20 protein-coding genes are annotated in these 23,748 nt (G+C 65.0%); 9 read left to right on the plus strand and 11 right to left on the minus strand.

All coding sequences use genetic code 11. From position 1 onward, the window contains the following. Positions 1–80: 80 nt before the first annotated feature. From ACU8YE_RS13940 to ACU8YE_RS13970, 7 genes are all read right to left on the minus strand, one after another. Entirely contained in the window at positions 81–1,400 is a 1,320-nt protein-coding gene (locus tag ACU8YE_RS13940; protein WP_232041993.1) for an acetyl-CoA C-acetyltransferase, read from the minus strand. A 4-nt stretch (positions 1,401–1,404) separates the two neighbouring features. Next, the gene (locus tag ACU8YE_RS13945; protein WP_446928956.1) at positions 1,405–2,298 is read right to left on the minus strand and encodes a MaoC/PaaZ C-terminal domain-containing protein; all 894 of its coding nucleotides are present in this window, start codon (positions 2,296–2,298) and stop codon (positions 1,405–1,407) included. A 34-nt stretch (positions 2,299–2,332) separates the two neighbouring features. Then, positions 2,333–3,745: a 3-oxoacyl-ACP reductase gene (locus ACU8YE_RS13950; protein ID WP_316868338.1), complete on the minus strand. Its 1,413-nt coding sequence runs from the start codon at positions 3,743–3,745 to the stop codon at positions 2,333–2,335. A gap of 32 nt (positions 3,746–3,777) precedes the next feature. Continuing rightward, a complete protein-coding gene (locus ACU8YE_RS13955; RefSeq protein WP_446928957.1) occupies positions 3,778–6,288 on the minus strand; it encodes an acyl-CoA dehydrogenase in 2,511 nt (836 codons plus the stop codon). 116 nt (positions 6,289–6,404) lie between these two features. Next, positions 6,405–7,469: a TetR/AcrR family transcriptional regulator gene (locus ACU8YE_RS13960; RefSeq protein ID WP_316868341.1), complete on the minus strand. Its 1,065-nt coding sequence runs from the start codon at positions 7,467–7,469 to the stop codon at positions 6,405–6,407. 267 nt (positions 7,470–7,736) lie between these two features. Next, positions 7,737–8,771, minus strand: a complete 1,035-nt coding sequence (locus ACU8YE_RS13965; RefSeq protein WP_232041998.1) for a histone deacetylase family protein — start codon at positions 8,769–8,771, stop codon at positions 7,737–7,739. A gap of 25 nt (positions 8,772–8,796) precedes the next feature. After that, positions 8,797–10,104 (minus strand): MFS transporter, encoded by a 1,308-nt coding sequence (locus ACU8YE_RS13970; protein WP_446928958.1) that lies wholly within the window; start codon positions 10,102–10,104, stop codon positions 8,797–8,799. A 129-nt stretch (positions 10,105–10,233) separates the two neighbouring features. Here ACU8YE_RS13970 and ACU8YE_RS13975 point away from each other — a divergent pair, with 129 nt between their 5' ends. The 3 genes from ACU8YE_RS13975 (at position 10,234) to ACU8YE_RS13985 (ending at position 14,080) form a co-directional block, all read left to right on the plus strand. Then, positions 10,234–11,238, plus strand: a complete 1,005-nt coding sequence (locus ACU8YE_RS13975; protein WP_232042000.1) for a LysR family transcriptional regulator — start codon at positions 10,234–10,236, stop codon at positions 11,236–11,238. Between the two features lie 131 nt (positions 11,239–11,369). Continuing rightward, positions 11,370–13,040, plus strand: a complete 1,671-nt coding sequence (locus ACU8YE_RS13980; RefSeq protein WP_446928959.1) for a DEAD/DEAH box helicase — start codon at positions 11,370–11,372, stop codon at positions 13,038–13,040. 5 nt (positions 13,041–13,045) lie between these two features. Then, positions 13,046–14,080 (plus strand): serine/threonine protein kinase, encoded by a 1,035-nt coding sequence (locus ACU8YE_RS13985; protein WP_446928960.1) that lies wholly within the window; start codon positions 13,046–13,048, stop codon positions 14,078–14,080. 33 nt (positions 14,081–14,113) lie between these two features. On the opposite strand, the gene ACU8YE_RS13990 is transcribed toward ACU8YE_RS13985, so the two are convergent. Beyond that, entirely contained in the window at positions 14,114–15,010 is an 897-nt protein-coding gene (locus ACU8YE_RS13990) for a pirin family protein (protein WP_232042003.1), read from the minus strand. A gap of 150 nt (positions 15,011–15,160) precedes the next feature. On the opposite strand from ACU8YE_RS13990, the gene ACU8YE_RS13995 reads away from it, so the two are divergent. The 3 genes from ACU8YE_RS13995 (at position 15,161) to ACU8YE_RS14005 (ending at position 17,692) form a co-directional block, all read left to right on the plus strand. After that, a complete protein-coding gene (locus tag ACU8YE_RS13995; protein ID WP_446928961.1) occupies positions 15,161–16,078 on the plus strand; it encodes a LysR substrate-binding domain-containing protein in 918 nt (305 codons plus the stop codon). A gap of 461 nt (positions 16,079–16,539) precedes the next feature. Then, positions 16,540–17,280: a response regulator transcription factor gene (locus ACU8YE_RS14000; protein ID WP_232042005.1), complete on the plus strand. Its 741-nt coding sequence runs from the start codon at positions 16,540–16,542 to the stop codon at positions 17,278–17,280. 79 nt (positions 17,281–17,359) lie between these two features. Beyond that, a complete protein-coding gene (locus ACU8YE_RS14005; RefSeq protein ID WP_343621432.1) occupies positions 17,360–17,692 on the plus strand; it encodes a cupin domain-containing protein in 333 nt (110 codons plus the stop codon). On the opposite strand, the gene ACU8YE_RS14010 is transcribed toward ACU8YE_RS14005, so the two are convergent. Together ACU8YE_RS14010 and ACU8YE_RS14015 are read right to left on the minus strand one after the other, a co-directional pair. Continuing rightward, positions 17,676–18,251, minus strand: coding sequence for a hypothetical protein (locus ACU8YE_RS14010; RefSeq protein WP_343621434.1), 576 nt, complete (start codon positions 18,249–18,251; stop codon positions 17,676–17,678). The genes ACU8YE_RS14005 and ACU8YE_RS14010 overlap by 17 nt on opposite strands. A gap of 19 nt (positions 18,252–18,270) precedes the next feature. Next, the gene (locus tag ACU8YE_RS14015) at positions 18,271–19,479 is read right to left on the minus strand and encodes an FAD-dependent oxidoreductase (protein WP_446928962.1); all 1,209 of its coding nucleotides are present in this window, start codon (positions 19,477–19,479) and stop codon (positions 18,271–18,273) included. Positions 19,480–19,598: 119 nt separating this feature from the next. On the opposite strand from ACU8YE_RS14015, the gene ACU8YE_RS14020 reads away from it, so the two are divergent. The 3 genes from ACU8YE_RS14020 (at position 19,599) to ACU8YE_RS14030 (ending at position 23,014) form a co-directional block, all read left to right on the plus strand. Further along, positions 19,599–20,522, plus strand: a complete 924-nt coding sequence (locus tag ACU8YE_RS14020) for a LysR family transcriptional regulator (RefSeq protein ID WP_232042008.1) — start codon at positions 19,599–19,601, stop codon at positions 20,520–20,522. Positions 20,523–20,661: 139 nt separating this feature from the next. Further along, positions 20,662–21,996, plus strand: coding sequence for an MFS transporter (locus ACU8YE_RS14025; protein WP_260803029.1), 1,335 nt, complete (start codon positions 20,662–20,664; stop codon positions 21,994–21,996). Between the two features lie 31 nt (positions 21,997–22,027). Next, the gene (locus ACU8YE_RS14030) at positions 22,028–23,014 is read left to right on the plus strand and encodes a M14 family metallopeptidase (RefSeq protein WP_446928963.1); all 987 of its coding nucleotides are present in this window, start codon (positions 22,028–22,030) and stop codon (positions 23,012–23,014) included. On the opposite strand, the gene ACU8YE_RS14035 is transcribed toward ACU8YE_RS14030, so the two are convergent. Further along, positions 23,011–23,679: a TetR family transcriptional regulator gene (locus ACU8YE_RS14035; RefSeq protein ID WP_440816093.1), complete on the minus strand. Its 669-nt coding sequence runs from the start codon at positions 23,677–23,679 to the stop codon at positions 23,011–23,013. The genes ACU8YE_RS14030 and ACU8YE_RS14035 overlap by 4 nt on opposite strands. Positions 23,680–23,748 lie beyond the last annotated feature (69 nt).

Consider the following 23,748-nt stretch of genomic DNA (forward strand, 5'->3'; position numbering starts at 1 on the left):
CGGCGTGGTTTTGTTATGTGCCGCGCGGGTTTTTGAATCTTGATAGACCCAGGCCGTTCCCGTTTTTCGGCCCGAGCGGTTTAGTGCGACATCGTTTCGGGGCGCTCCAGAATGGCAACGACGCCTTGTCCGCCCGCAGCACAGATCGACACCAGCCCGCGTCCGCTGCCGCGCTGCGCCAGCATTTTGGCCAGCGTCGCGACAATGCGCCCGCCCGTGGCGGCAAAGGGATGGCCCGTGCCGAGCGAGCTGCCATTCACGTTCAGCTTGCTGCGGTCGATGCTGCCCATCGGGGCGCTGCGGCCCAGTTTTTCGCGGCAGTATTCGGGCGATTCCCAGGCCGCAAGCGTGCACAGGACTTGCGCGGCAAAGGCTTCGTGGATCTCGTAGTAATCGAAATCCTGCAGCGTGAGCCCCGCGCGTTGCAGCATGCGCGAGACGGCATAGGCAGGCGCCATCAAGAGCCCTTCGTTCTGCTCCGGCGTGCCGCTGAAGAAATCGACGGCAGCCGTATCCGCGCAGGTCATGTAGGCGAGCACGGGCAGGTTGTGCGCGCGTGCCCAGTCTTCGCTGGCAAGCAGCACGCACGATGCGCCATCGGTGAGCGGCGTGGAATTGCCGGCGGTCATGGTGCCGGCCGCGCTGCGGTCAAACACCGGCTGCAGCTTCGCCAGTTGCTCGAGGGTCAGGTTGCTGCGCAGGTTGTTGTCGCGATCAAGCCCCAGGTGCGCGGTCATCAGGTCGGTGAAGAAACCGCGCTCGTAGGCGGCCGTGAGGTTGTGGTGGCTGCGCAGGGCCAGCGCATCCTGGTCTTCGCGGCGGATGCCCCAGCGCTTGGCCATCAGTTCGCAATGTTCGCCCATCGACAGGCCGGTGCGCGGCTCGCTGTTGCGCGGCAACAGGGGGCGCACGAACATTGATGGCCGCAGGCCGGCCAGCGCTTTGACGCGCGCGCCGGTGGACTTGGCGCGATTGGCCTCCAGCAGGATCTTGCGCATCTTCTCGTTGAGGCCGACGGGCGCATCGGAAGTGGTGTCCGTGCCGCCCGCAATGCCCACATCGATCTGCCCCAGCGCGATCTTGTTGGCGACGAGGATGGCGGCTTCCAGCCCCGTGCCGCATGCCTGCTGGATGTCGTAGGCGGGCGTCTGCTTGGCGAGCGTGGTGGAGAGCACCGTTTCGCGCGTAAGGTTGAAATCGCGCGCGTGCTTGATGACTGCGCCGGCCACGACTTCGTCCAGTCGTTGGCCGTGGAGGTTGAAGCGGTCGATCAGGCCCTGCAGCGCGGCGGTCAGCATCTGCTGGTTCGACGCCGTGGCGTACGCCGTATTCGAGCGGGCGAACGGAATGCGGTTACCCCCGAGGATGGCGACGCGGCGCACCTGCGCGTTGACGAGCATGGATTCAGTCTCCCGTGTGTTCTTGTTGTGCTTGCGGCAGCGTCAGCATGCCGCGCAGATAGGGTTTGTCGCCTGCGGCGTTGCGCACTTCAAATGCGCGGCCCGGTGTGGCTGAGGGGGCGTGCCACAACGTCGCCTCTCCCGGCAGCGATAGCGGTGTCTTGAATTCGGCCACCACTTCGCCTTGCGTGAGCGGCGCGGCCGGCAGCAGCGCCGCCAATGCACGGGCCTTCGTCCACATGCCGTGGGCAATGGGATGCGCAAAGCCGAACAGCTTCGCGCCGATGTTGGATACGTGGATGGGGTTCCAGTCGCCCGACACGCCGGCATAGCGTCGGCCGGTGTCGGCAGGCACATCCCAGCGGCCAATGGGCGACAGGTCCTGTGCCGTGGGCAGCGCAATCAACGGCGCGCCCTGCGGAGAAGACACGCCCACGCGCAGATAGGTGGAAAGCGATTCCCACACCACCGCACTGCCTCTGATGATGGCCGTTTCAATGGCGAACGCCTGCCCGCGCGCATGGTGGAACAACCGGCGCGGACGCACTTCCACGCGCACGCGTTCGCCAGCCTGCAGATGCTGGTGCTGGCGGATCGTGTTGCACAGGTGAACCAGGCCGATCACCGGGTAGGGAAACGCCGATTCCGTCATCAGCATGAGCTGCAACGGAAAGCCCAGCAGATGCGGATACGTCATTGGCACGCCATGCGCCGAGGAGAAGCCGCACACCGCCGCGTACTGCGCGATGTGTTCGGCTTCGAGCGGCACTTCCTGGCGCACCAGCGTGTGGCGCGGCAGCGGCCCGCCGCGCTTGCCCTTGCGTTGCGATAGCAGCGCGCGCCAGGCCAATGCCCCTGCCGACGGCGGCTCGGTCACCAGCGTCTGGGTCGCGATCATTGGAGAGGGCAGGGCCAGCGAGCGCATGGTCGCGTCAGGCCCCGAGCAGGCTTTGCCCGCACACGCGCACGATGTTGCCTGTTACGCCATTCGACGCAGGGTTGGCGAACCAGGCAATTGTCTCGGCCACGTCGACGGGCTGACCACCCTGGCTCATCGCATTCATCCGCCGGCCGGCTTCACGGATGGCGAATGGCACGGCCGCTGTCATCTGCGTTTCGATAAAGCCCGGCGCAACGGCGTTGATGGTGATGCCCCGCTCTGCCAGCAGCGGCGCGCCAGCCTGCACGAGGCCAATCACACCGGCCTTGGACGTCGCGTAGTTGGTCTGCCCCAGGTTGCCCGCAATACCGCTGATGGACGACACGCACACGATGGCCCCGCCTGCATGCAGCGCATTGGCCGCAAGCAGCGCGTCGTTGATGCGCAATTGCGCAGTCAGGTTGATGTCGAGCACGCTGCGCCACGCGGGTTCGGTCATGCGGGCGATGGTCTTGTCGCGCGTGATGCCCGCGTTGTGCACCAGGATGTCGATGCCGCCCAATGCGGCAAGTTGCTGGGCGAGCAGGGCGGGTGTTTCCGGTGCGGCGATGTCGTAGGTCAGTGCTTCACCGCCGATTTCCTGGGCAACGGCGTTCAGCGCTTCCTGTGCGGCGGGCACATCCAGGCACAGCACGCGTGCGCCATCACGCGCCAACACATGCGCAATGGCCGCACCGATGCCGCGCGAGGCGCCTGTCACCAGCGCGGTGCGCCCGGCCAACGGTTTCTGCCAATCCACCGGCACCGCTGCGGCGCGATGCACGCGCACCACTTGCCCCGATACATACGCCGAGCGCGCCGACAGCAGAAAACGCAGCGTCGATGCGGCTACGTTTTCCGCACCCTCTGCCACGTAGACGAGCTGCGCTGTGCAGCCGCGCCTGACTTCCTTGCCCAGCGAGCGCGTGAGCCCTTCCAGTGCGCGCTGCGCGATCGCTGCCTCCGGCGTCTTGCAGTCTTCCGGCGGACGGCCGATCACGACCACGCGCCCACAACGGCCGATGGCCCGGACGCCATCGTGGAACACGTGATACAGCGCATCGAGCCCGTCGACCGTCGCAATGCCCGTGGCATCGAAGACGATGCCGCCAATGCGGTCAAACGCGTCGCCGTCCTTGCCCGTGGGCGCGACAAAGCGGCCCGTGATCTGCCCGTGCCGGTTGGCGGCGCCGAGCCATTCCGGATCGCTTTCATGAAAACGCGTGGGTACGCCGGTCTCGGCAAACAGCGCGGCGAGCGTCTCGCGCATGGAGCCGCCCGGCGCCGCGCCCATCAGGAACGGCCCGACAAATTCCGGTTCCCCCGGCACATAACGGCGCAACGGCACCGGCTGCGGCAGGCCAAGGTTGGCCGACAGCCACTTGCCGAAACCGGAACCGACGAAATCGAGGTACTTGTCTTGCATCGTGGTTGTTGTCGTTGATCAGGCCCGGGCCATCAGGCTGCGCGGCGCTCGGCGGCCTGCAGCGCATCGAGCGCATCCTTGCGGCGCTGCAGGTCGGCCATCAGGTTGAAGTCGGGCGGGAAGTCGTCCACGGCGACCGCGTGTTCGCCATAGCACGCGTAGTCGCACAGTTGCTTGCGTTCGCCTTCGTCGATGAGGTTCTGTGCGACGGCTTGCGCGGTCCAGGCTTCGAAGTCGGGCAGGCTTTGTGGCACCGGCGGCAGCTTGCCAGCGCGGATGGCCGGTTTCAAGCGCTGCTCGATCGCGTCCACCGCGGGTTGCAGGCGGAACGCCGCTTCGCCATAGGCGATCGGGTCGACTTCGGGCGTTGGGCAGTATGAGTCGGCCAACAGGCGATCGCGCACGGCGCCCGGCGTTTGCATCAACTCGGCGACCTGCGCGGCCAGCGCATCCGACGGCTTGCGATACGGCGTCCCGAACGGGAAGATCAGCGCACGCAGCAGCGGTGCGATGCCCGCGTTCGGAAAGTTGGCCAGCACGCCGTCCAGCGCATCGTGCGCCTTCACCAGCGCGTCCTGCACCGACCAATGCACGAGCGGCGCGTCCTCGGAGGGGCGGCCCTCATCCTCAAAGCGCTTGAGCGTGGAAGAGATCAGGTACATCTGCGAGAGGATGTCGCCCAACCGCCCCGTGATGCTCTCGCGGCGCTTGAGCGTGCCGCCCAGCGTGAACATCGACACATCGGAGAGCAGCGCCAACGCAGTCGAGAAGCGGTTGACGGCGCGGTAATAGCGCTGCATTTCCGGCGCCGCATTGTCCGGCGCGCTTGCCACGCGGCCGCCCGTGAGCGCATGCAGCAGCGAGCGCACCAGGTTGCCCGCGATGAACGCACCATGGCCGAACAGCGCCGTGTCGAACGCACGCAGGGTCTCGGGGGAATCGCTGTCTTGCGCGGCCGTCATCTCGCGCAGCACATACGGGTGGCAGCGAATCACGCCCTGCCCGAAGATGATCAGGCAGCGCGTCATGATGTTCGCGCCTTCCACCGTGATGGCGATCGGCACCTGCTGATACGCACGCGCCAGGAAGTTGTTCGGCCCCATGCAGATGCCTTTGCCGCCGACGATATCCATCGCATCGGTCACCACATCGCGCGCACGTTCGGTGACGTGGTATTTGGCAATGGCGGAGATGACCGAAGGCTTCTCGCCCAGGTCTACGGCCAGCGCGGACAGGCGCCGAGCCGCATCCATCATGTACAGGTTGCCGCCCATGCGGCCGAGCGCTTCCTGGATGCCCTCGAACTTCCCGATGGGCGTACGGAACTGGCGGCGCACAGCGGCATACGCGCCGGTGCTGCGCACAGCCAGCTTGGCCATGCCCACGTTGGACGACGGCAGCGAGATCGCACGGCCCGCTGCCAGGCACTCCATCAGCATGCGCCAGCCGCGGCCGACCTGCGCCTGGCCGCCGATCACCCAGTCGATGGGAATGAACACGTCCTTGCCCCAGTTGGGGCCGTTCTGGAACACGGCGTTGAGCGGCCAATGGCGACGCCCGATGTTCACGCCCGGATGCTTCGTCGGAATGAGCGCGCAGGTAATGCCGGGCTCCTTGTCGCTACCGAGCAAGCCATCCGGATCGACCGCGCGGAAGGCCAGCCCCAACACCGTAGCGATGGGGCCGAGCGTGATGTAGCGCTTGCTCCATGTCACGCGAAAGCCCAGCGTTTCGCGGCCTTCGTGCACGCCGCGGCAGACCACGCCCACGTCGGGAATGGCCGCGGCATCGGAGCCGGCATACGCGTTGGTCAGCGCAAAGCAGGGGATTTCCTCACCGCGTGCGAGGCGCGGCAGGTAGTGGTTCTTCTGCGCTTCGGTGCCGTAGTGCAGAAGCAGCTCAGCGGGGCCCAGCGAGTTCGGCACCATGACCGACACGGCTGCGGCAGAGCAGCGCGTCGACAGCTTCATGATGACCTGTGAATGCGCGTATGCCGAGAAGCCTTTGCCGCCGTATTCCTTCGGGATGATCATGCCGAGGAAGCCGGCACGCTTCGCGTAGGCCCACGCCTCGGGCGACAGGTCCTGCCAGATCTGCGTGCTTTCCCAATCGTTGGCCAAGTCGCAGAGCTTTTCGGTCTCGACGTCGAGGAAAGATTGCTCTTCCGCCGACAGGCCCGGCGGCGGCGAAGACAGCAATCGCGACCAGTTGGGCCGGCCGGAAAACAGTTCGGCATCCCACCAGACGGTGCCCGCTTCAATGGCGTCGCGCTCCGTTTGCGACATCTCCGGCATGATCTTGCGGAACATCGCCAGCACCGGACGTGTGATGAGTGCGCGGCGAAGCGGCTTGAGCGCGAGCACCAGCGCCGACAGCACAAAGACGATGGCGAGTACCGTGGTCATCACCGGGCCGACCAGGCCCAGCCAGGCCCCCGCCACCAGCCACACAGCGGTTGCGACCAGCCAGGCGAATGCCGAGGCTTCGATGCTGGCGAGCCCGAGCACGCCGATGCAAAGCAGGACGATCCAGATCGTCGTCATGAGGGTCTCCATTCGATGCGTCTATGTGCCGGATGTCTTGAACATGGGCGGCACCTGCCGAATGCCCGAGCGACTCCCGTGCCCGCACACGGGAGATCGGGGCCGGGCCTGGGTTGTCAGGCGTTAGGGCTGCGCCAAGGGCGCATCGGATTGGCCGGGAAGATTGCGCGAGCCGCATTGCTGCGGCGAACGGCCAATGCCCGGGTGCGCGCGGAGGGCGCGGGGCCATCGCCATCGCTGTCATCGCCGTGATGATCGTCGTGTGCATCGGCGCCGAGATCGTCGTGGTCGTCTGCGGCGTCGTCGGCGCTTGCGCGAGCGGCGGGTGTGCGGCCGAACAGGTCACCGGCAAAGGGTGAGGCAGTGGTGTGCGTCGGGCTGCGTTCTGCGCTGCGGCCGTTGCCGTGCCCGGCGTGGCGCCCTGAACCGCCGTTGCCGCTGTCGTTGCCATTGGCGGCATCGTCCGCTTGCGCGACGGGCGTGGGCACCTGGGCTTCGGCCAGTTCGACCACCTGATCGAGCGCACCGGCCTCGCCGGGCAGGGGGGCGTTGAGTGTGGCCACCACCAGCGCCGTCAGGCGTGCCAGCAGCGAGGCATCGTTCATCGTTTTGCCCTGCGTGAACAGCGGCAGCAGGTTGTTGAGGTCGTCGCCGGCCAGCACCCCGGCAAGAGCCTTGAGCGCAAAGTGCAGGCGCCAGCCCAGTTCTGCGCGCGGCAGGTGCGGCAGCGCACGCGAGAAGGCTTCGAAGAAGCGATCGAACACCAGCGCGTAGTGACCGAGCAGGTAGTTCTGCACGAACGGTGAGGTGTCGGAATACACGCGCCCCATCAGGCGCAGGAACGCAGGGCCGCCGGTGTCGGGGTTGCGCGCCATCTGCAGCGCCGGCACAAACAGCGCGCCGAGCACGTGGTCGCAGGTCAGTTGTTCCTTGGTCCAGCGTTCTTCGCACGCGGTCAGCAGCGCTAGCCGACGCGTGTTGAGCGGGTCAAGCCGGCGCCCCAGCACCGACTGCATCAACGCTTCCTTGCTGCCGAAGTGATAGTTGACTGCGGCCAGATTGACCTTGGCGCGCGCCGTGATCTGCCGCAACGACATCGCCTCGTAGCCGAACTCGATGAACAGCAGTTCGGTGGCTTCCAGAATGCGGCCCTTGGTGTCTCCTGCTCCAGGACGTCCCATGTCTCCTACCTCGTTTTTTTAGGCCTGATATCGGGCTCGATTGCTGCAGTGCAGCGCTCGAACGTACGATTCAAACATGTGTATGGGGTTGCCCGGGCATGTTAGGAACAGACGTTTGAAAACGCCAAGCGCCCAATTCGAGCGGGCACTCTAGAGAGGAGACGGTGGCCAAGCCAACGTATGAAACACGTAGCTTTAAAAGTGAGTGGGCGCAAACATCGAAAAACTGGAGCGAGGTTTGCGCCCCCCTGTGGTGACCTGGGCGGGTCAGCCGGCTGGCCGATGGAGCGATGTCAGGCCGCCGAAGAATGCGGCGGCGTTCTGTGCAAGGGTAGGCAGGTGATAGCCGCCTTCCTGGACGACCAGCGTCGGCAGCCCGATCGCGCCAACGGCCTGGCCAAGCCGGCCGAACCCCTGCGTCGAGACATCCACCTGCGATTGCGGGTCTTCGCGATAGATGTCGAAGCCGAGCGAGAGCACCAGCGCATCGGGCTGGAAGCGCTCGAGTGCGGCAATCGCATCGCCGAGCTTGTCGAAGAACACCGATTCCGGCGAGCGGTGCGGCATCGGCAGGTTCACGTTCAGGCCCAGGCCTTCGCCTGTGCCGCGCTCGTCGTCAAAGCCGGCAACCACCGGGTAGAAGTTGGTCGGATCGCCATGAATGGAGACGTACAGCACGTCGGCACGGTCGTAGAAAATCTCCTGGATGCCCTGGCCGTGATGCATGTCGGTGTCGAGGATGGCGACGCGCTTGAACTTGCCCCGCAGCGCCTGTGCTGCAATTGCGGCGTTGTTCAGGTAGCAGAAGCCGCCGGCTGCCTCGCGGCGCGCGTGGTGGCCGGGCGGGCGGCACAGCGCGTAGGCCGTGCGCTCGCCATGGAGGATGGCTTGCGCGCCGGCTGCTGCGCTTTGCGCCGACCAATACGCCGATCGCCATGTGTTCTTGCCGACTGGGCAACTGCCGTCTGCCAGATAGCGCGCGGCCTGGGCCAGAACGCCGCGCAGCGCATTGGGTTCGCGCACGAAGATGTTGGACATGACCTCGTCGCCCCAGTCTTCGGGCAGGCGCTGCCAGTCGGCATGGGCGTCCTGCAGGAAGCGCAGATAGGGCTCGCCATGCACGGCGGTGAGCGGCGCGATGCCGTGGTCTTCGGGGCGCGCAATGGTAAAGCCGAGGTCGCGCGCCGCCTGCAGCAGATTCAGCGCGCGCTCCGGCACTTCCTGCGGCGTGCGCATCTTGCCGCGCGAGTAGTAGCTCTGCGGATGGTGCAGAAGCTGTTCAGGGTGAAAGAACGTCAGCATGGGTGAAACAAGGGTGGGGAGACTGTTATGCGCCGACTGCCTCGCCGGCAGTTGCACGGCCGCGCTGGCGCACATCGATGGCGGCAATGCACAGCAGCGAGATACCGGCGAGCAGCGTGTAGAACACCGCCAGCGGCCACCATTCGCCATGGAAGCGCTGCGCGAGGATGGTGCCGACCAGCGGCGTGAGCCCGCCCGCCACCGCGCCGCACACCTGGTATGACAGCGAGATCGCCGAATACCGCACGCGCGTTTCGAACACGCCCGACACGAAGCCTGCAATGACCGAGTAGAAGCTCGCCATGCACACCACGGCCAGCGCAATGCCCAGCACCATCAGCGGCGCCTGGCGCGTCTGCACCAGCAGGAACATTGGATACGGCGATGCCATTGCCAGCAGTGCCATCAGCTTGAGGAAGCGTGCGCTGCCAAGCTTCTCCGCCAGCCATGCCGCCAGCGGCTGCGCCAGGAACTGGATGAACGCCACCACGAAGAGGCAATCGAGAATCAGCGTTTTCGACAGCGACAGATACTGCGTCGTGTACGCGATCATGAACGTGTTGGTGAAGTACACACCCGCAATGCCGATGGTGTTGGCGCCAATGCACAGCAGCACCGGCACGCGAGCCGTGCGCCAGACTTCGGCGATTGGCAGCTTGGCCGTCTTGCGCTGCGCCTGCACCTGCGCAAACTCGGGCGACTCGTTCACGCCCAGGCGGATCGCCACGCCCACGAGCAGCAGCACCGCGCTGGCGAGGAATGGCAGACGCCAGCCCCAGTCCATGAACGCTTCCTTGTCCATCGACGTGACAAGGCGGAAAGCCAGCAGCGAAAGAATCAACCCGGCCGGGCTGCCGAGTTGCGCAAACGATGCGAAGAACGTGCGGCGGCCCTTGGGCGCGTGTTCGCCCGCCATCAGCACCGCGCCGCCCCATTCGCCACCGACCGCAACGCCCTGCACCACGCGCAGCAGCACCAGTAGCACCGGCGCAAGCGCGCCAGCGGTGGCATGTGTCGGCAGCAGCCCGATACCGATGGTCGCCAGGCCCATCATCGTGAGCGTGATCATCAGCGCTTTCTTGCGGCCGATGCGGTCACCCCAGTGGCCGAACACGATGCCGCCCAGGGGCCGTGCGAAAAAGCCCACGGCAAACGTGCCGAACGAAGCGAGCGTGCTCAGGAACGGGTCGCCACCCGGAAAGAACAGCGGCCCAAACACGAGCGCAGCAGCGGTGGCGTAGATGTAGAAGTCGTACCACTCGATCATGGTGCCGACAAAGGCGGCGGTGGCCGCGCGCGCAGGCTGGCGCCCGCCGGGTTGAGACGGTTGCATGGTGTAGCTCCTCACAGATTTTTTAGCCCGCCGCTTCAAGGCGGCGATGCGTGTTTATTGCCGCTTGACCGGTATTAGTCAAATTCTGAATACTTATTGTTTGTATAAATTCAACTCATATTCGCCGCCATGGATCCGTCCGCCCTTGATCCCGCCCTGGTCAGCGACCGGCTTGACTGGAACCTGCTGCGCACTTTTCTCACCATCGTCCACGAGCGGAGCATCAGTCGCGCGGCGGTGCGGCTGCACATCACGCAGCCGGCCGTGAGCCTTGCGCTGCGGCGGCTCGAAGATCAGCTCGGCCACACGTTGATTGAGCGGCGCGGCTCGCACTTTCGCCTCACGCGCGTTGGCGAAGACGTGTTGCGCATCGCCACCGATGTCTACGGCAATGTGTCGCGGCTGGGCTCAGAGCTGGGTGAACCGCAAGACGATGTGAGCGGCGTGCTGCATCTGCTGACGGTCAGCCGCATCCAGTCGGGCGTGTACGACGAATGCCTGGCGGCGTTCCATCGCCATCACCCGCGCGTGGATCTGCAGGTGGAAGTGATGCGCAGTACGGACATCCTCGATGCGCTTGCGCAGAAGCGCGCGGGCATTGGGCTGAGCCTGTGCCGCACGCCCGTCGAGAAGCTCGAGCGGCAACTATTCCTGCGCCAGCGCTATGCCGTGTTCTGCGGGCGGCATCACCGGTTGTTCGGGCGGACGGGCTTGTCGATCAGCGATCTGCTCGGCGAAAACTTTGTCTCGTTCATGAGCGACCAATTGGGCGATGCGCTATCGCCGCTGGCGGTGTTTCGGGATCAGCAGGGATTCACCGGCCGCATCGTCGCCACGTCACCGAGCCTGGACGAGATCAAGCGGCTGGTGTTTGCGGGGTATGGGATCGGCTGCCTGCCCGAGCACATCGTGGCGGACGATGTGGCGCAGCAGCGTTTGTGGCGGCTGCCGCCTGAAGAGGGCGTTGCCGACATCGATCTGTACCTGATGTGGCACAAGGAGCGGCGTCTGGCGCCAGCCGAAGACGCGTTCCTAGCGCATTTCCGGCGGTATATGGCGCGGTATTCGTTGGCCGAGCGGCTCGGGGATGTGGTGAATGCGCCGTTGGCGGCATTGCGGGCGCCGGTGGGGTAAACACCATCACCTGTTAAACTAGCGCCCTTCATGCAGTCCCCGGGGTCCAGTCGCCCCGTCACCTACCCAGGCTTTGTCCACGATTGGCGCACGAACGAATGCGCGGGACACGCCGGTCCAATCGCTTTTCCATGTCGTTTTCCGAACTCGGCTTGTCAGACAAGCTGGTACGCGCCGTGGCCGAACTCGGCTACGCAGAACCCACTCCGATTCAACGCCAGGCCATCCCCGCGATCCTCAAGGGCGGTGACCTGCTCGCCGGTGCACAGACCGGCACCGGCAAGACCGCCGGTTTCACGCTGCCGCTGCTGCACCGCCTGTCTGCCTCGCAGCCCAACAAGGTGCAGACGCCGCAGGGCATGCGCTTTCCGATCCGCGCGCTGGTGCTGACGCCCACGCGTGAGCTTGCCGCGCAGGTCGAAGAAAGCGTGCGCGCCTATGGCAAGTACCTGCCGCTGAAGTCGATGGTGATGTTCGGCGGCGTCGGCATCAACCCGCAGATCGATGCGCTCAAGCGCGGTGTCGATATCGTCGTGGCCACGCCGGGCCGCCTGCTGGACCACGTCGGCCAGCGCACCATCGATCTGTCGCACATTGAACTGCTGGTGCTGGACGAAGCCGATCGCATGCTCGACATGGGCTTCATCCACGACATCCGCAAGATCCTCAACATCCTGCCGCCCAAGCGCCAGAACCTGCTGTTCTCGGCCACGTTCTCCGACGACATCCGCGAATTGGCCGATCGCCTGCTCGACAAGCCGGCGCTGATCGAAGTCGCGCGCCGCAACACGACAGCCGAAACAGTCGAACAACGCATCTACCCGGTCGACCGCGAGCGCAAGCGCGAATTGCTGGCCAAGCTTGTGCGCGACAACGACTGGCACCAGGTGCTCGTCTTCACGCGCACCAAGCACGGCGCCAACCGCCTGGCCGAGCAGCTTACGCGCGACGGCATTCCGGCGCTGGCCATTCACGGCAACAAGAGCCAGGCGGCACGCACGCGTGCGCTGTCGGAGTTCAAGGCCGGGACGCTGCGCGTGCTGGTTGCCACCGATATCGCCGCGCGCGGTATCGACATCGACCAACTGCCGCACGTGGTGAACTTCGACTTGCCGAACGTGCCCGAGGACTACGTACACCGTATCGGCCGCACCGGACGCGCGGGTGCACAAGGCGAGGCAATCTCGCTGGTCTGCGTGGACGAGCACGGCTTGCTGCGTGACATTGAACGCCTCATCAAGCGCGAACTGCCGCGTACCTTGCTGGAAGGTTTCGAGCCGGACCCGACCATCGCGGCAGAACCGATTCCGAACGGGCGCAACTCGGCAGGCCGTGGCGGCAACGCGCGCGGTGGCCGCCCCGGCGGTGGCCGCAGCCAGCAGCCTCGCCAAGCGAGCGGCAACACCGCCCCGCGCGAGCCGCGGGCTCCGCGTGAGCCTCGCGAACCGCGTCGCGAGTCGAGCGGTAACAGCCAGGGCCAGGGCCAGGGCCAGAATCAAGGCCAAGGCCAGGGTCGCAATGGTGCCGGCAGCCGCCAGCGTCAGGCGCAAGGTCAGCAAGGTCAACGTGACGGCCAAGCTGCGCCGAAGCCGCGCAATGGTCAATCGCAAGCACGCGGCCAACGTCAGGGCAATGGCCAAGGCCAAGGCCAGGGCGGTGGGCAAGGCGGGCAGGGTGGACAACAACGCCGGGCATCGAACACGCAAGCCGCGCAGCCAGCCCACAAGGGACAGCCGGCCAAGCAGCCGTTCAACGGTTTGTTTGCCAAGGCGGCTGCGTTGCTCGGCGGCCGTAAAGCCTGACGTTCATGCACGACGACGGCCAACCGGCATCCGCTGAAGCGCCCTACGATGGCCTGACGCCCGACAGCATCCTCGATGCGTTGGCGCAGGTCGGGCTGATGCCGGACGGCCGCATGTTCGCGCTCAACAGTTACGAAAACCGCGTCTACCAGGCCGGCGTGGAAGACAGCGCGCCAGTGGTGGTCAAGTTTTACCGCCCGGGCCGCTGGACTGAAGCGCAGATCGTCGAAGAGCATGCCTTCACGGCAGAACTCGCGGCCGCGGAAATCCCCGTGATCGCGCCGCTGGAAATCGACGGCCGCACGCTGCACACGTTCGAGCGTTGGCATTTTGCGGTTTTCCCGCGCTGTGCCGGCCGGGTGCCGGCCATCGACCGCGACGACACGCTGGAATGGATGGGCCGTTTCCTCGGTCGCATTCACGCCATCGGCGCGCAGCGGCCGTTCATGGCCCGGCCCGCACTCGACATCGACACCTTCGGCGTGCAATCGCGCGACTGGCTGCTCGAACAGGATTTCATCCCGCCCGATTTGTTGCCGGCCTGGCGCAGCGTGGCCGATGCCGCACTCGACGGCGTGCGCCGCTGCTACGACCGCGCGGGCGACGTTTCGCTGCTGCGTCTGCACGGCGATTGCCACGCCTCAAACGTCCTCTGGATCGAAGAGGCCGACGCCAAGCAAGACGATCCGCTGCGCAGCGCTGGCCCGCATTTCGTCGACTTTGACGACAGCCGCACCGGCCTCGCCGTACAGGATTTGTGGATGCTGCTCTCGGGCGATCGCGCGTCGATGCAATCGCAGCTCGCCAGCCTGCTTGCCGGCTATGAAGACTTCTGCGAATTCGACACGCGCGAGCTGTATCTGGTGGAAGCGCTGCGCACGCTGCGCTTGCTGCACTACAGCGCATGGCTGGCGCGTCGCTGGAATGATCCGGCGTTTCCCGCCGCGTTTCCGTGGTTCAACACGCAACGCTATTGGCAGGACCGGGTATTGGAATTGCGCGAGCAGATCGCGCTGTTGGATGAACCGCCGCTCTGGTGAAACCGAGCGGCGGTTTTTCTTTGAGGCTTGGGCTTAGGCGAACTTGCCGGCCTGGAAGTCTCGAACAGCCTGGAAGATCTCTTCCTGCGTGTTCATCACAAACGGGCCGTATTGCGCAATCGACTCGTTCAGCGGCTTGCCAGCCACCAGCAGTACGCGCGCCTCAGCATCTCCCGCACGGATGACCACGCCCTCGGCGCCTTCCGTGTTGGCGAGGATGGCCATCTGCTTGTCTTCCACGCGCTGCAGCCCAGCGTTGCCAGATGCTTCGGCATCGCCCACCAGCGCGCTGCCACGGAACACGTAGACGAACGCGTTGTGCCCGGCCGGCAGCGGCTGCGCAAACGACGCACCCGCCGGCAGCGTGATGTCGAGGTACAGCGGCTGCGTCGCTTCACGCGTCATCGCACCTTGCACGCCTCGCGATTCGCCAGCGATGACACGCACGGCCACGCCGTCTTCCGTCGTGAACTCGGGAATCTCGTTCGACGGAATGTCCCGGTACCACGGCGTCGTCATCTTGTCGCGGGCAGGCAGGTTCAGCCACAGCTGGAAGCCTTCCATCACGCCATCTTCCTGTTCCGGCATTTCAGAGTGCACGACACCGCTGCCGGCGGTCATCCATTGCACGCCGCCGTGTTGCAGCAGGCCTTCGTGGCCGGCGCTGTCGCGGTGGCGCATGCGGCCCGCGATCATGTACGTCACCGTTTCAAAGCCACGGTGCGGGTGGTCGGGAAAGCCGGCCAGATAGTCGTTCGGGTCGTCACTGCGAAACGCGTCCAGCATCAGGAACGGGTCCAGCCGGCGTTGCAGGTTGTTCGTCAGCACGCGTGTGAGCTTGACGCCCGCGCCATCGGAGGTGGGGCGGCCCGTGATGATCCGCTCCACGCGGCGGCCACGTTGCACTTGCGGTTGCACGAGGGTTTCCATGTTGTTCTCCTGAAATCGGGCATTTGTCATATGCCAAATGTAGGGTGGTTGCCCGGTTTGCACTAGTCGGTTATTGTGGGAAAAAATGTTGCTCCCGGCGAGACAATCACAATCCCAGGCCGGCGCGCATCACGATAAGAGGAGGAAACCATGGATCTGAACCAATTGGCGCTATTCGTGCGCGTGGTTGAAGCGGGTAGCTTCACGGCAGCGGCAATGCGGCTCGATTTGCCCAAATCGTCCGTCAGCCGGGGCATCGCGGCGCTTGAACAGGATTTGAACGTACGACTGTTACAGCGCACCACGCGCACGCTGCATTTGACCGACGCTGGCCAGAGTTTGTATCAGGTGGCGTCGCATGCACTGGAAGACATCGAACGCGCCACGACCTGCGCCGGCGAACTGCAAGACCTGCCGCGCGGCAAGGTGCGGATCACGTCTTCGGAAGACGTCGGCCGCCTGCTGGTGGCGCCCGTGGCGGCGCGCTTCATGCTGCAGTACCCGGACATCGATCTGGACGTGGTGCTGACGCCGCGCAATGTCGATCTCGTGCAGGAAGGGTTTGACCTTGCCGTCCGCGTCGGGCGCTTAGCCGACAGTTCGCTCGTGGCGCGGTCGCTTGGCGTATTGCGCATCGGCTTGTTCGCCTCGCCCGATTACCTGCAGCGTCGCGGGGCTCCGGACACCGTGCAAGGGCTGGCCGACCATTGCTGCCTGGATTTTCGCGGCACGGGCCGCGGCGAAACGCAATGGCGCCTCGTCGGCCCCGATGGCCTGAAAACCGTGGCCGTGCGCGCGCGTCTGAATTCAGACAGCCTCATCTATCTGGAAACGTTGATTGCGTCGGGCGCCGGCATTGGCCCCCTGCCGCTGTACGCGAGTGCCGTGGCGCGCGCCAACGCGCCGCTGCCGCGCCTCGTGCGCGTGCTGCCCGACTACGCAACCAGCGGCGAGCCGATCAACCTCGTCACGCCATCCGCGCGGTTCGTTCCCAAACGCGTTCGGTTGCTGATCGACATGCTGACCGAGTCGATCCGGCAAGAGCTGGAAAACGCTGATCCCACCTGAGGTGTCGCGGCCCGGAAGCCGGGCGCGTCAAATGTTGTCACGAGTGCTCCGCTTACGCATATCGCACGGCATCATGCGCTTCGCATGTGCGGACCAGTACGTCGGACCCTCCATGACGTCACCCCCCGTAAGCGTCCCAGTGTTTCCCCCCGGTGCACTGGGATGTGTCCGGCACATGCGACCCTTGGGTGTTTCCGATCCCGTCACGTCGTGGGAAGCACCGCCGCCCGGACCTCGTCGTCCGGGCTTTTTTTTTGTCCACATTCCGCGGAGTGGATACGGCATTGCGTGCCTCCAGGGGTCTTCACAAATTAGGACTCTTCTCATGGTTCGTAGCAAACCTCGCCATGAAAATTGCAGACACGTAACACATGCAACGGATCGTGCTGAACGCGACTGTTTGGGCGAAATCACGCCCGCACCCTCCAGCGCGCATGTGCGTCATTTCCACGGAGCAGAACATGCGTATCGCCTTGCTTGAAGACGATCCCTTCCAAAGCGAAGTCATCGTCCAGATCCTGTCCCAGTCGGGCCACGACGTGGTGACCTACAGCGATGGCGCGACGTTGCTGCGCATGCTGGGACGCTCGTCGTACGACATGCTGATTCTCGACTGGCACACGCCGGGCATGCTCGGTATCGACGTGCTGAGCGTGGTGCGCAGCCGCCACAGGGAGGTCCTGCCGATCCTGTTCGTCACGGCCGAAGAAGGTGAAAAGAGCCTCGTGCGCGCACTCACGCACGGCGCCGACGACTACATCGCCAAGCCGTTCCGTATTGCCGAGCTGCGTGCGCGTGTCGATGCGCTACTGCGCCGTGCGTATCCGATTCCGTATGGCCGCCTGCCGTTCGCGGTGGGGCCATACCACTTCAATCCACAGCGCCAGCAGGTCACGCTGCACGGCGAGCGCGTTGCGCTGACGGCGATTGAGTTTCAGTTGGCATTGCTGCTGTTCTCGAACGTGGGCCGCACGCTGTCGCGCGACCACATCTTTGGGCAGGTGTGGGGCCGCAACTCGTCGGAGTACACGCGCACGATCGATAGCCATGTGTCGCGCATTCGTATGAAGCTGAATATCGAACCGGAAAACGAGGTGCGCTTGGTGGCGGTGTACAAGCACGGTTATCGGGTGGATCACCTGAAGCCGGCGGACGACATGAATGGGCTGTCGGACATGGAGGTCGCGTCGTACGGCGTCTAAGGGCAGGCCGATCGCGCAACCCAGGCTGGGCGCTACCGCTGAAACGCGGCGGCGCCCAATTTGTTTTCTATCGGCTGGTATGCTCGATGCCTCTCACTACTTGGGCGAGGCCAGTGTGCCGCTTGTGAATCTCAATGCAGAGGCCGACGCGCTGCCGCACGCATGGTCCTCTTGCGTGCTGGAGCGCTTTGGCGGTGGCAATTTCAAGGTGCTGCGCATGGACGGCACGCCGTATCCCGACGAAGTGCACAACTATGCAGAAGGTCTGCTTGTGATCGATGGCGAGCTGCGCCTGCGCATCGACGGCGATGCGGTGACGGTCTCGCGCGGCGAGCTGTACGTCGTGCCCGCCGGCGTGCCGCACAGCGTGGATCCTGGCAGCGCGGGTACGTTGGTCATTCTGGACGTATAAGCGGGGCGTCGCGTGCCTCCGCGAGTTGCTTGATCCGCTGCAGCATCATCCGGCGGATCAGCCCGCTCGGGATGCGGATCAGTACCCAGTAAGGCGTGAAGCGGCGGCGTGCCGTTGTGTCCGAGCAATGCACGCATGTGCGCGTGGTCAGCAGCGTGCCGGCGCCGTCGGGTTCGGCGACGAACGTCATGACCAGCTTGGCGATGTTGGATTCTGAGAACGCGCGAAATGCGCCGGCTTCAACGCGGACGAGCCCTCCGGCAGCTTCCCAGAAGCGACCGACTAGGCCCAGCGCGAATTCGCGATCTCCATCGCGGCCAAGTACCGTGAAATCGTGCAGGCCGAATCCGGCATCGATACGTCGCGCATTGGGCCTGCCCATCGCGGCGGCGATGCGCGCCGGGATGGCGCGCAAGTGCAGGAACATTCGGGCCAGCGGGAAATCGGTAACGTCAAGTTGCGAAACCATGTCGAGCACGCGCCCCGGTGCTGCATTGACGCGTATGCGGTGTTGCTCGCTGAACTGATGCTCTGGAAGGAAGGTGTGCAGCAGGCTCATGGTGATCGACGGCGTGGTGTCATGCCTGTGATTTTTCGCTGGCAGTCGTGGAAGCGGCGGCCGGGGCGAATGCGGCGTCGCGAGCGGGCGGTTCGGCCAGGCTGCGTTTCATCAGCCATGCAACACCCGGGATGCGCAAACCGGTGGCAAACACCACGTCTCGCATCCAGCCTCCATATTGAGACTGGAAGCATGGCGTAAGCGCACGGCTCAGCGTCTGATAGGCCTGCACGGTATGCAGACGACGGGCGTGATAGGCGAGGGCGCCATCGGTGGCGCCATGCACCTGCACGCACGCTGCGATTGCCAGGGCATCTTGCGCGGCTAGCGTGGTTCCCAGACCGAGCTGCGGGCTCATGGCATGCGCGGCATCGCCGATCACGCAGTAGGGCGGTTTGGCCAGCGCGCGCGGCCATGTGTGGCGATAGAAGGCAAAGGGCATGTCGTCGTGTGAGCCGATCTGCTCGACCATGGGCGCAGCTTGCGGCCACAGGCTCAACACATGCGCCTTCCACTGCGTGATGTCGGTCTGGCGCCAGGCGTTGACGGCATCGCCGGGCAGGCTCCAGAACATCGACAGGCGCGTGCGGCTGCCATCCACGTCAGTGGGCAGCAGGCCCATCATCTCGCGCGTGCCGCGAAAGCGCTGCTGCAGCACGCGCGGGTTCCAGCCGTCCACCCATCCTTGGAACCACAGCGTGCCCCATCGGTAGGTGCTCGACGGGCCGGCCAGGCCTGCAGGTTCACGCAGCGCAGACGCCGCGCCATCGGCAATCACAAACAGGTCGAAGACCGATTCGCCCTGTTCGTGCATGACCCGCGCCCGTGGGCCATCAAAAAGCAACTGCTGGATCGCGCAACCAAAGTGGAATGATGCGCCTGCGTGCAAGGCGGCGTCATACAGCATGGATGACAGCGCGTGCCGCGTGACGGCGCGGCCGGGTGCATCGGCGTAGTCAATGTCGAGCAGCCGCCAGCCGCGATGGCTCAGACCGATCAGTCGGTCGATCGGCGCGCCGATACCCTCAAGCTCGCGGCCCACGCCGAGTGCCTCCAGCGCGCGGATGCCCTGCGGCTGGATCAGCAGGCCCGCGCCCATGGCGGTCAACTGCGGATGCTTTTCGAAGACGTGCACGTCGTGCCCATGACGGGCAAACGCGATGGCGGCGGCGAGGCCGGCGTTACCGGCGCCGGCAATGCCGATGGTCAGCGGGCGGGGTGCGGTCATGAAGCGTGGCAGATCGTTTGCTCAGGATGATAACGATACGGCACGCACGTTAAGGCTGTTCGTGCACGCTGCGGAGATAATGCGCAGACCTCACGCCCACCACACAAACCGGACGCGCCATGCAGATCAAATGGCTGGAAGACTTCAAGGAACTGGCCAAGACCCGCAGCTTCAGCCGCGCGGCCGAGAACCGCAACGTCACGCACCCCGCATTCGGCCGACGGATCAAGGCGCTGGAAGAATGGGTGGGCACCGCGCTGGTCGAGCGCAGCGAGCATCCGGTCACGCTCACAGCGGCGGGGCGCTTGTTTCTGGATGCGGCGGCCAATGCCGTCGACGGCCTGAACGATGCGCGCTTGCTGCTGCGCGAGGCGCAATTGCCCGTGGCGCTCAAGATCGGCACAGGGCGTACGCTGGCGCGCACCTTCGTCCCGGGCTGGTATGAAACACTGGCACGCCAACGCGGCGTGTTTCCGCTCAGCGTGACGACGGGCGGCACGCAGGAAGGCGTCCTGGCTCTTGCCGATGGCACCGTCGATCTGCTCATCGCCTACGCCAGCCCGCAGGCCGATGCGGTGCTCGATCCGCGCAAGTACGACCATTGCACGCTGGGCAGAGAGACGCTCGTGCCGGTGAGTGCGCCTGACAAGCGCGGCCGCCCGCGCTTCACGCTGCCCGGTTCGGCCGCCGCACCGCTGCCATGGCTGGCCTTTGCGCGGGGGCTGACGTTGCGGCAAATGCTTGACAGCCACTTGGCCGCCGCCGACCGCAAGGCGCATCTGCAGCCCGTGTTCCAGGCCGATTTTTACGAGGCCGTGGAAGAGATGGCCCTGCGTGGATTCGGCATGGCGTGGTTGCCGTATCGCCTGGCCAAGCCGCACCTGAACGCGGGTGAACTGCGCCCCGCCGGCGATGACGCCTGGCACATCCACGTCAACATCCGCATGATGCGCGTGCGCAGCAACCAGAGCGCGCTGCTTGACGAGGTATGGCAACTGGCCGTTGACAACGCCAACAACAACGCCCGCACCGACCTCGCCTGACGCGCATCGCAAAAAGCCCAACCTTGTGCCGAAACGGCACAAGCTGCCTGGGCGCGGCACCTAGACTCCTCCGCAACCTTCGCCCGCCAGTGCAATCCAGCAAAACAGGCGGACCGGCACAGACCACGGGGAGACAACCATGCCAGCCCACACCCTCAATGCGAGCGGCGCATCCACACGCGCCACCGACACCCATCGACATCCCGCGCCCTGGCGTGCCGTACTGGCAGCCAGCGTTGGCAACGCGCTCGAATACTACGATCTGCTGATCTATGGCTATTTCGCCATCACCATCGGCAAGCTGTTTTTCCCGACGGGCGATGCGTGGAGCTCACTGATGCTCTCGGTCGGCACGTTTGGCGTGTCGTTCATCATGCGGCCGCTCGGTTCGATGGTGCTTGGCAGCTATGCAGACCGCGTGGGCCGCAAGGCTGCGCTGACGTGGTCGATCCTGCTGATGATGCTGGGCACGGCGATGATCGCGTTTGCACCGACGTATGCGTCGATCGGGCTGTGGTCGCCGGCCATCGTGATCGTGGCGCGCCTGCTGCAGGGTTTTTCGGCCGGCGGAGAATTCGGTTCGGCCACGGCGTTCATGATCGAACACGCCAACGGCAAGCGCATGGGCTACAACGCGAGCTGGCAGGCCGCCACGCAGGGCCTTGCCACATTGCTGGCGGCAGGCTTGAGCGCATGGCTGACTTATGCGCTGACCACCGCCCAGGTGGAGTCATGGGGCTGGCGTGTGGCGTTTCTGTTCGGCTTGCTGATCGGCCCCATTGGCGTCTACATCCGCCGTCATACGCCGGAAACGCCGGAGTTCATGGCCATGCAGGCGGAAGCGTCGGCAGCGCTGCAGGAGCGCTCGCCGCTGCGCGACACGCTCACGCAGGGTCTGCCCGGACTGCTGCTGGGCGCGGGCGTGGTGGTGGCCGTCACCGCATTCAATTACGTGCAGAAGGTCTACATGCCGACCTATGCCATCAATCAACTCCACATTGCGACCAGTGCCTCGCTGGTCTGCACGATGATCACCGGCGCGATGCTGATGGTGATGGCGCCGGCGTTCGGGTTGCTTGCGGATCGTTTCGGCAGCATCCGCGTGGTGTCGATTGCGATGGTGGTGATTGCGCTGTCGACGTATCCCATGTTTGCCACGCTGGTCGCGCAACCGACGTTCTGGACGCTGCTGATCATGCAGGCGATTGTGGGCGTGCTGTTGGCCGCCATCCTGGCGCCGCTGCCTGCGCTCCTTGCCGACATCTTCCCGACGCGTACGCGCGGCACGGGGCTGGCGCTCAGCTACAACCTGTCGGTAACGATCTTCGGCGGGTTCTCTCCGCTGATCGTTACGTGGCTGATTGGTGTTACACACATCAAGACGTCGCCAAGTTTTTATGTGTTTGCGACCACGCTGATCAGCCTGGCTTCGCTGTGGATGCTGCGCGGGCGCGCTCGTGCGGACCGAACCTGAACAGACTTCTCGTCACACCGAAGGATTTCGCATGATGACCCTGGAGGCGCTGCGCGCCACGCTGCCGGTCTACCCGATCGAGTTGCACAAGCCTGATATCCGCCGTTGGAAAGCCGGCACGCACGGCATTGATTACGTGCATACGTTCGACAGCGGGATGTCTGGCCCGCACGTGATGATCAACGCGCTCACGCATGGCAATGAGCTGTGTGGGGCGATTGCGGTAGATGCGCTGCTGACGGCCGGCGTGCGGCCGGCGCGTGGCCGCCTCACGCTGTCTTTCGCCAATGTGGAGGCGTACGAGCGTTTCGATATCAACGATCCGGATGCCACGCGCTTCATCGACGAAGACCTGAACCGCGTGTGGTCTGCCGACAAGCTCGACGGCCCCGGCAACACGCTGGAACTGCGTCGCGCGCGTGAGTTGCGCCCGGTGATCGACACGGTCGACTACCTGCTCGATATTCACTCGATGCACGAAAAGGCCGAACCGCTGATGCTGACTGGTCCGCATGCGAAAGGCGTCGCGTTGGGCCGGCAGGTCGGCGCGCCTTCGCACCTGATGATCGATGCCGGCCATGCCGCCGGCCGCCGTCTGCGCGATTACGGCGGCTTTGGCGATGCCGCCAGCCCGAAGAACGCGCTGCTCATCGAATGCGGCCAGCACTTTGAACGCGCGAGCCGCGATGTGGCGCTGGACGCGTGCGCGCGTTTCCTGGTAGCGCTCGGCACCGTCGACCCATCGACGGTATCGGATTGGCTGGGGATTGCGCCCGCGCTGGATGTGCGTTGCATTCGTGTGACGGATCCGGTGGTCGCCAAATCCACGGCCTTCCGTTTTGCGGACGACTATCGCGGTATGGAAACCGTTGAGCGCGCGGGCACCGTCATCGCCACCGATGGAGAACTGCAGATCATCACGCCGTACGATAACTGCGTGCTGCTGCAGCCGTCGCTGCGGCATCTGGCGCCCGGCGTCACCGTGGTCCGGCTGGGCAAGCCGGAAGGCACGGCTTAAGCGCCCAGCATGGCGCGCAACGTGCCGAGCACAACCTGCCGGCAGTTGCGCACCATCTTGTCTTCGGGATCGCGATAGCCTGTCAGAAGCCATGCTGCACCGACGTTGGTCAGGGCACCCACCAGCGCTAGGCCGATGATGCGTTGATCGGCGCGCAGCCCGGCATCGTCGTCATTGTGGGTGCCGGGCAGTTGGGCATTCGCCATGATTTGCTTGCCGAACTCCAGCAGGTTGCGCTGGTAGGTCGCGTCCGTTTCCGGGCTCACGCCCATTACTTCCAGCAGCAGCACGCGCGCCGCGCAAGGGTCACGCAAGAAGGCGAAAAACGCGTGCAGGCCGGCGTCGATACGAGCTTCCAGCGTGCCTTGCGCAGCGGCGGTGGCTTCTGACACCTGGGCGCGCAGGTCTTCGGCATGTTGCTGGTAGGTCGCGCGCAGCAGCGCTTCGGTGCTGTCGAATGCGGCGTAAAAGTACCGGTCATTGAGCCTCGCTTCCTGGCAGATCGCCCGCACGGTGGCCTTCCGAAAACCCACCGTGCCGAAGACGCGCGTGCCGGCGCGGATCAACGCATCCCGGCGTTCTGCAGCACGTGCTTCTGGCGCCACACCACCATACGGGCGGCCTTTCTTGGCGGGTGCGTCGGCCGTTTCAAGTGTTTTCTCCATTTCGCTATTTGACGTCAGGACGGCCAAAAATTAAAGTGGTGACGAATCGCACCACATTTAGTGCGAAAT

It is taken from the genome of Ralstonia sp. VS2407, from assembly GCF_052950655.1.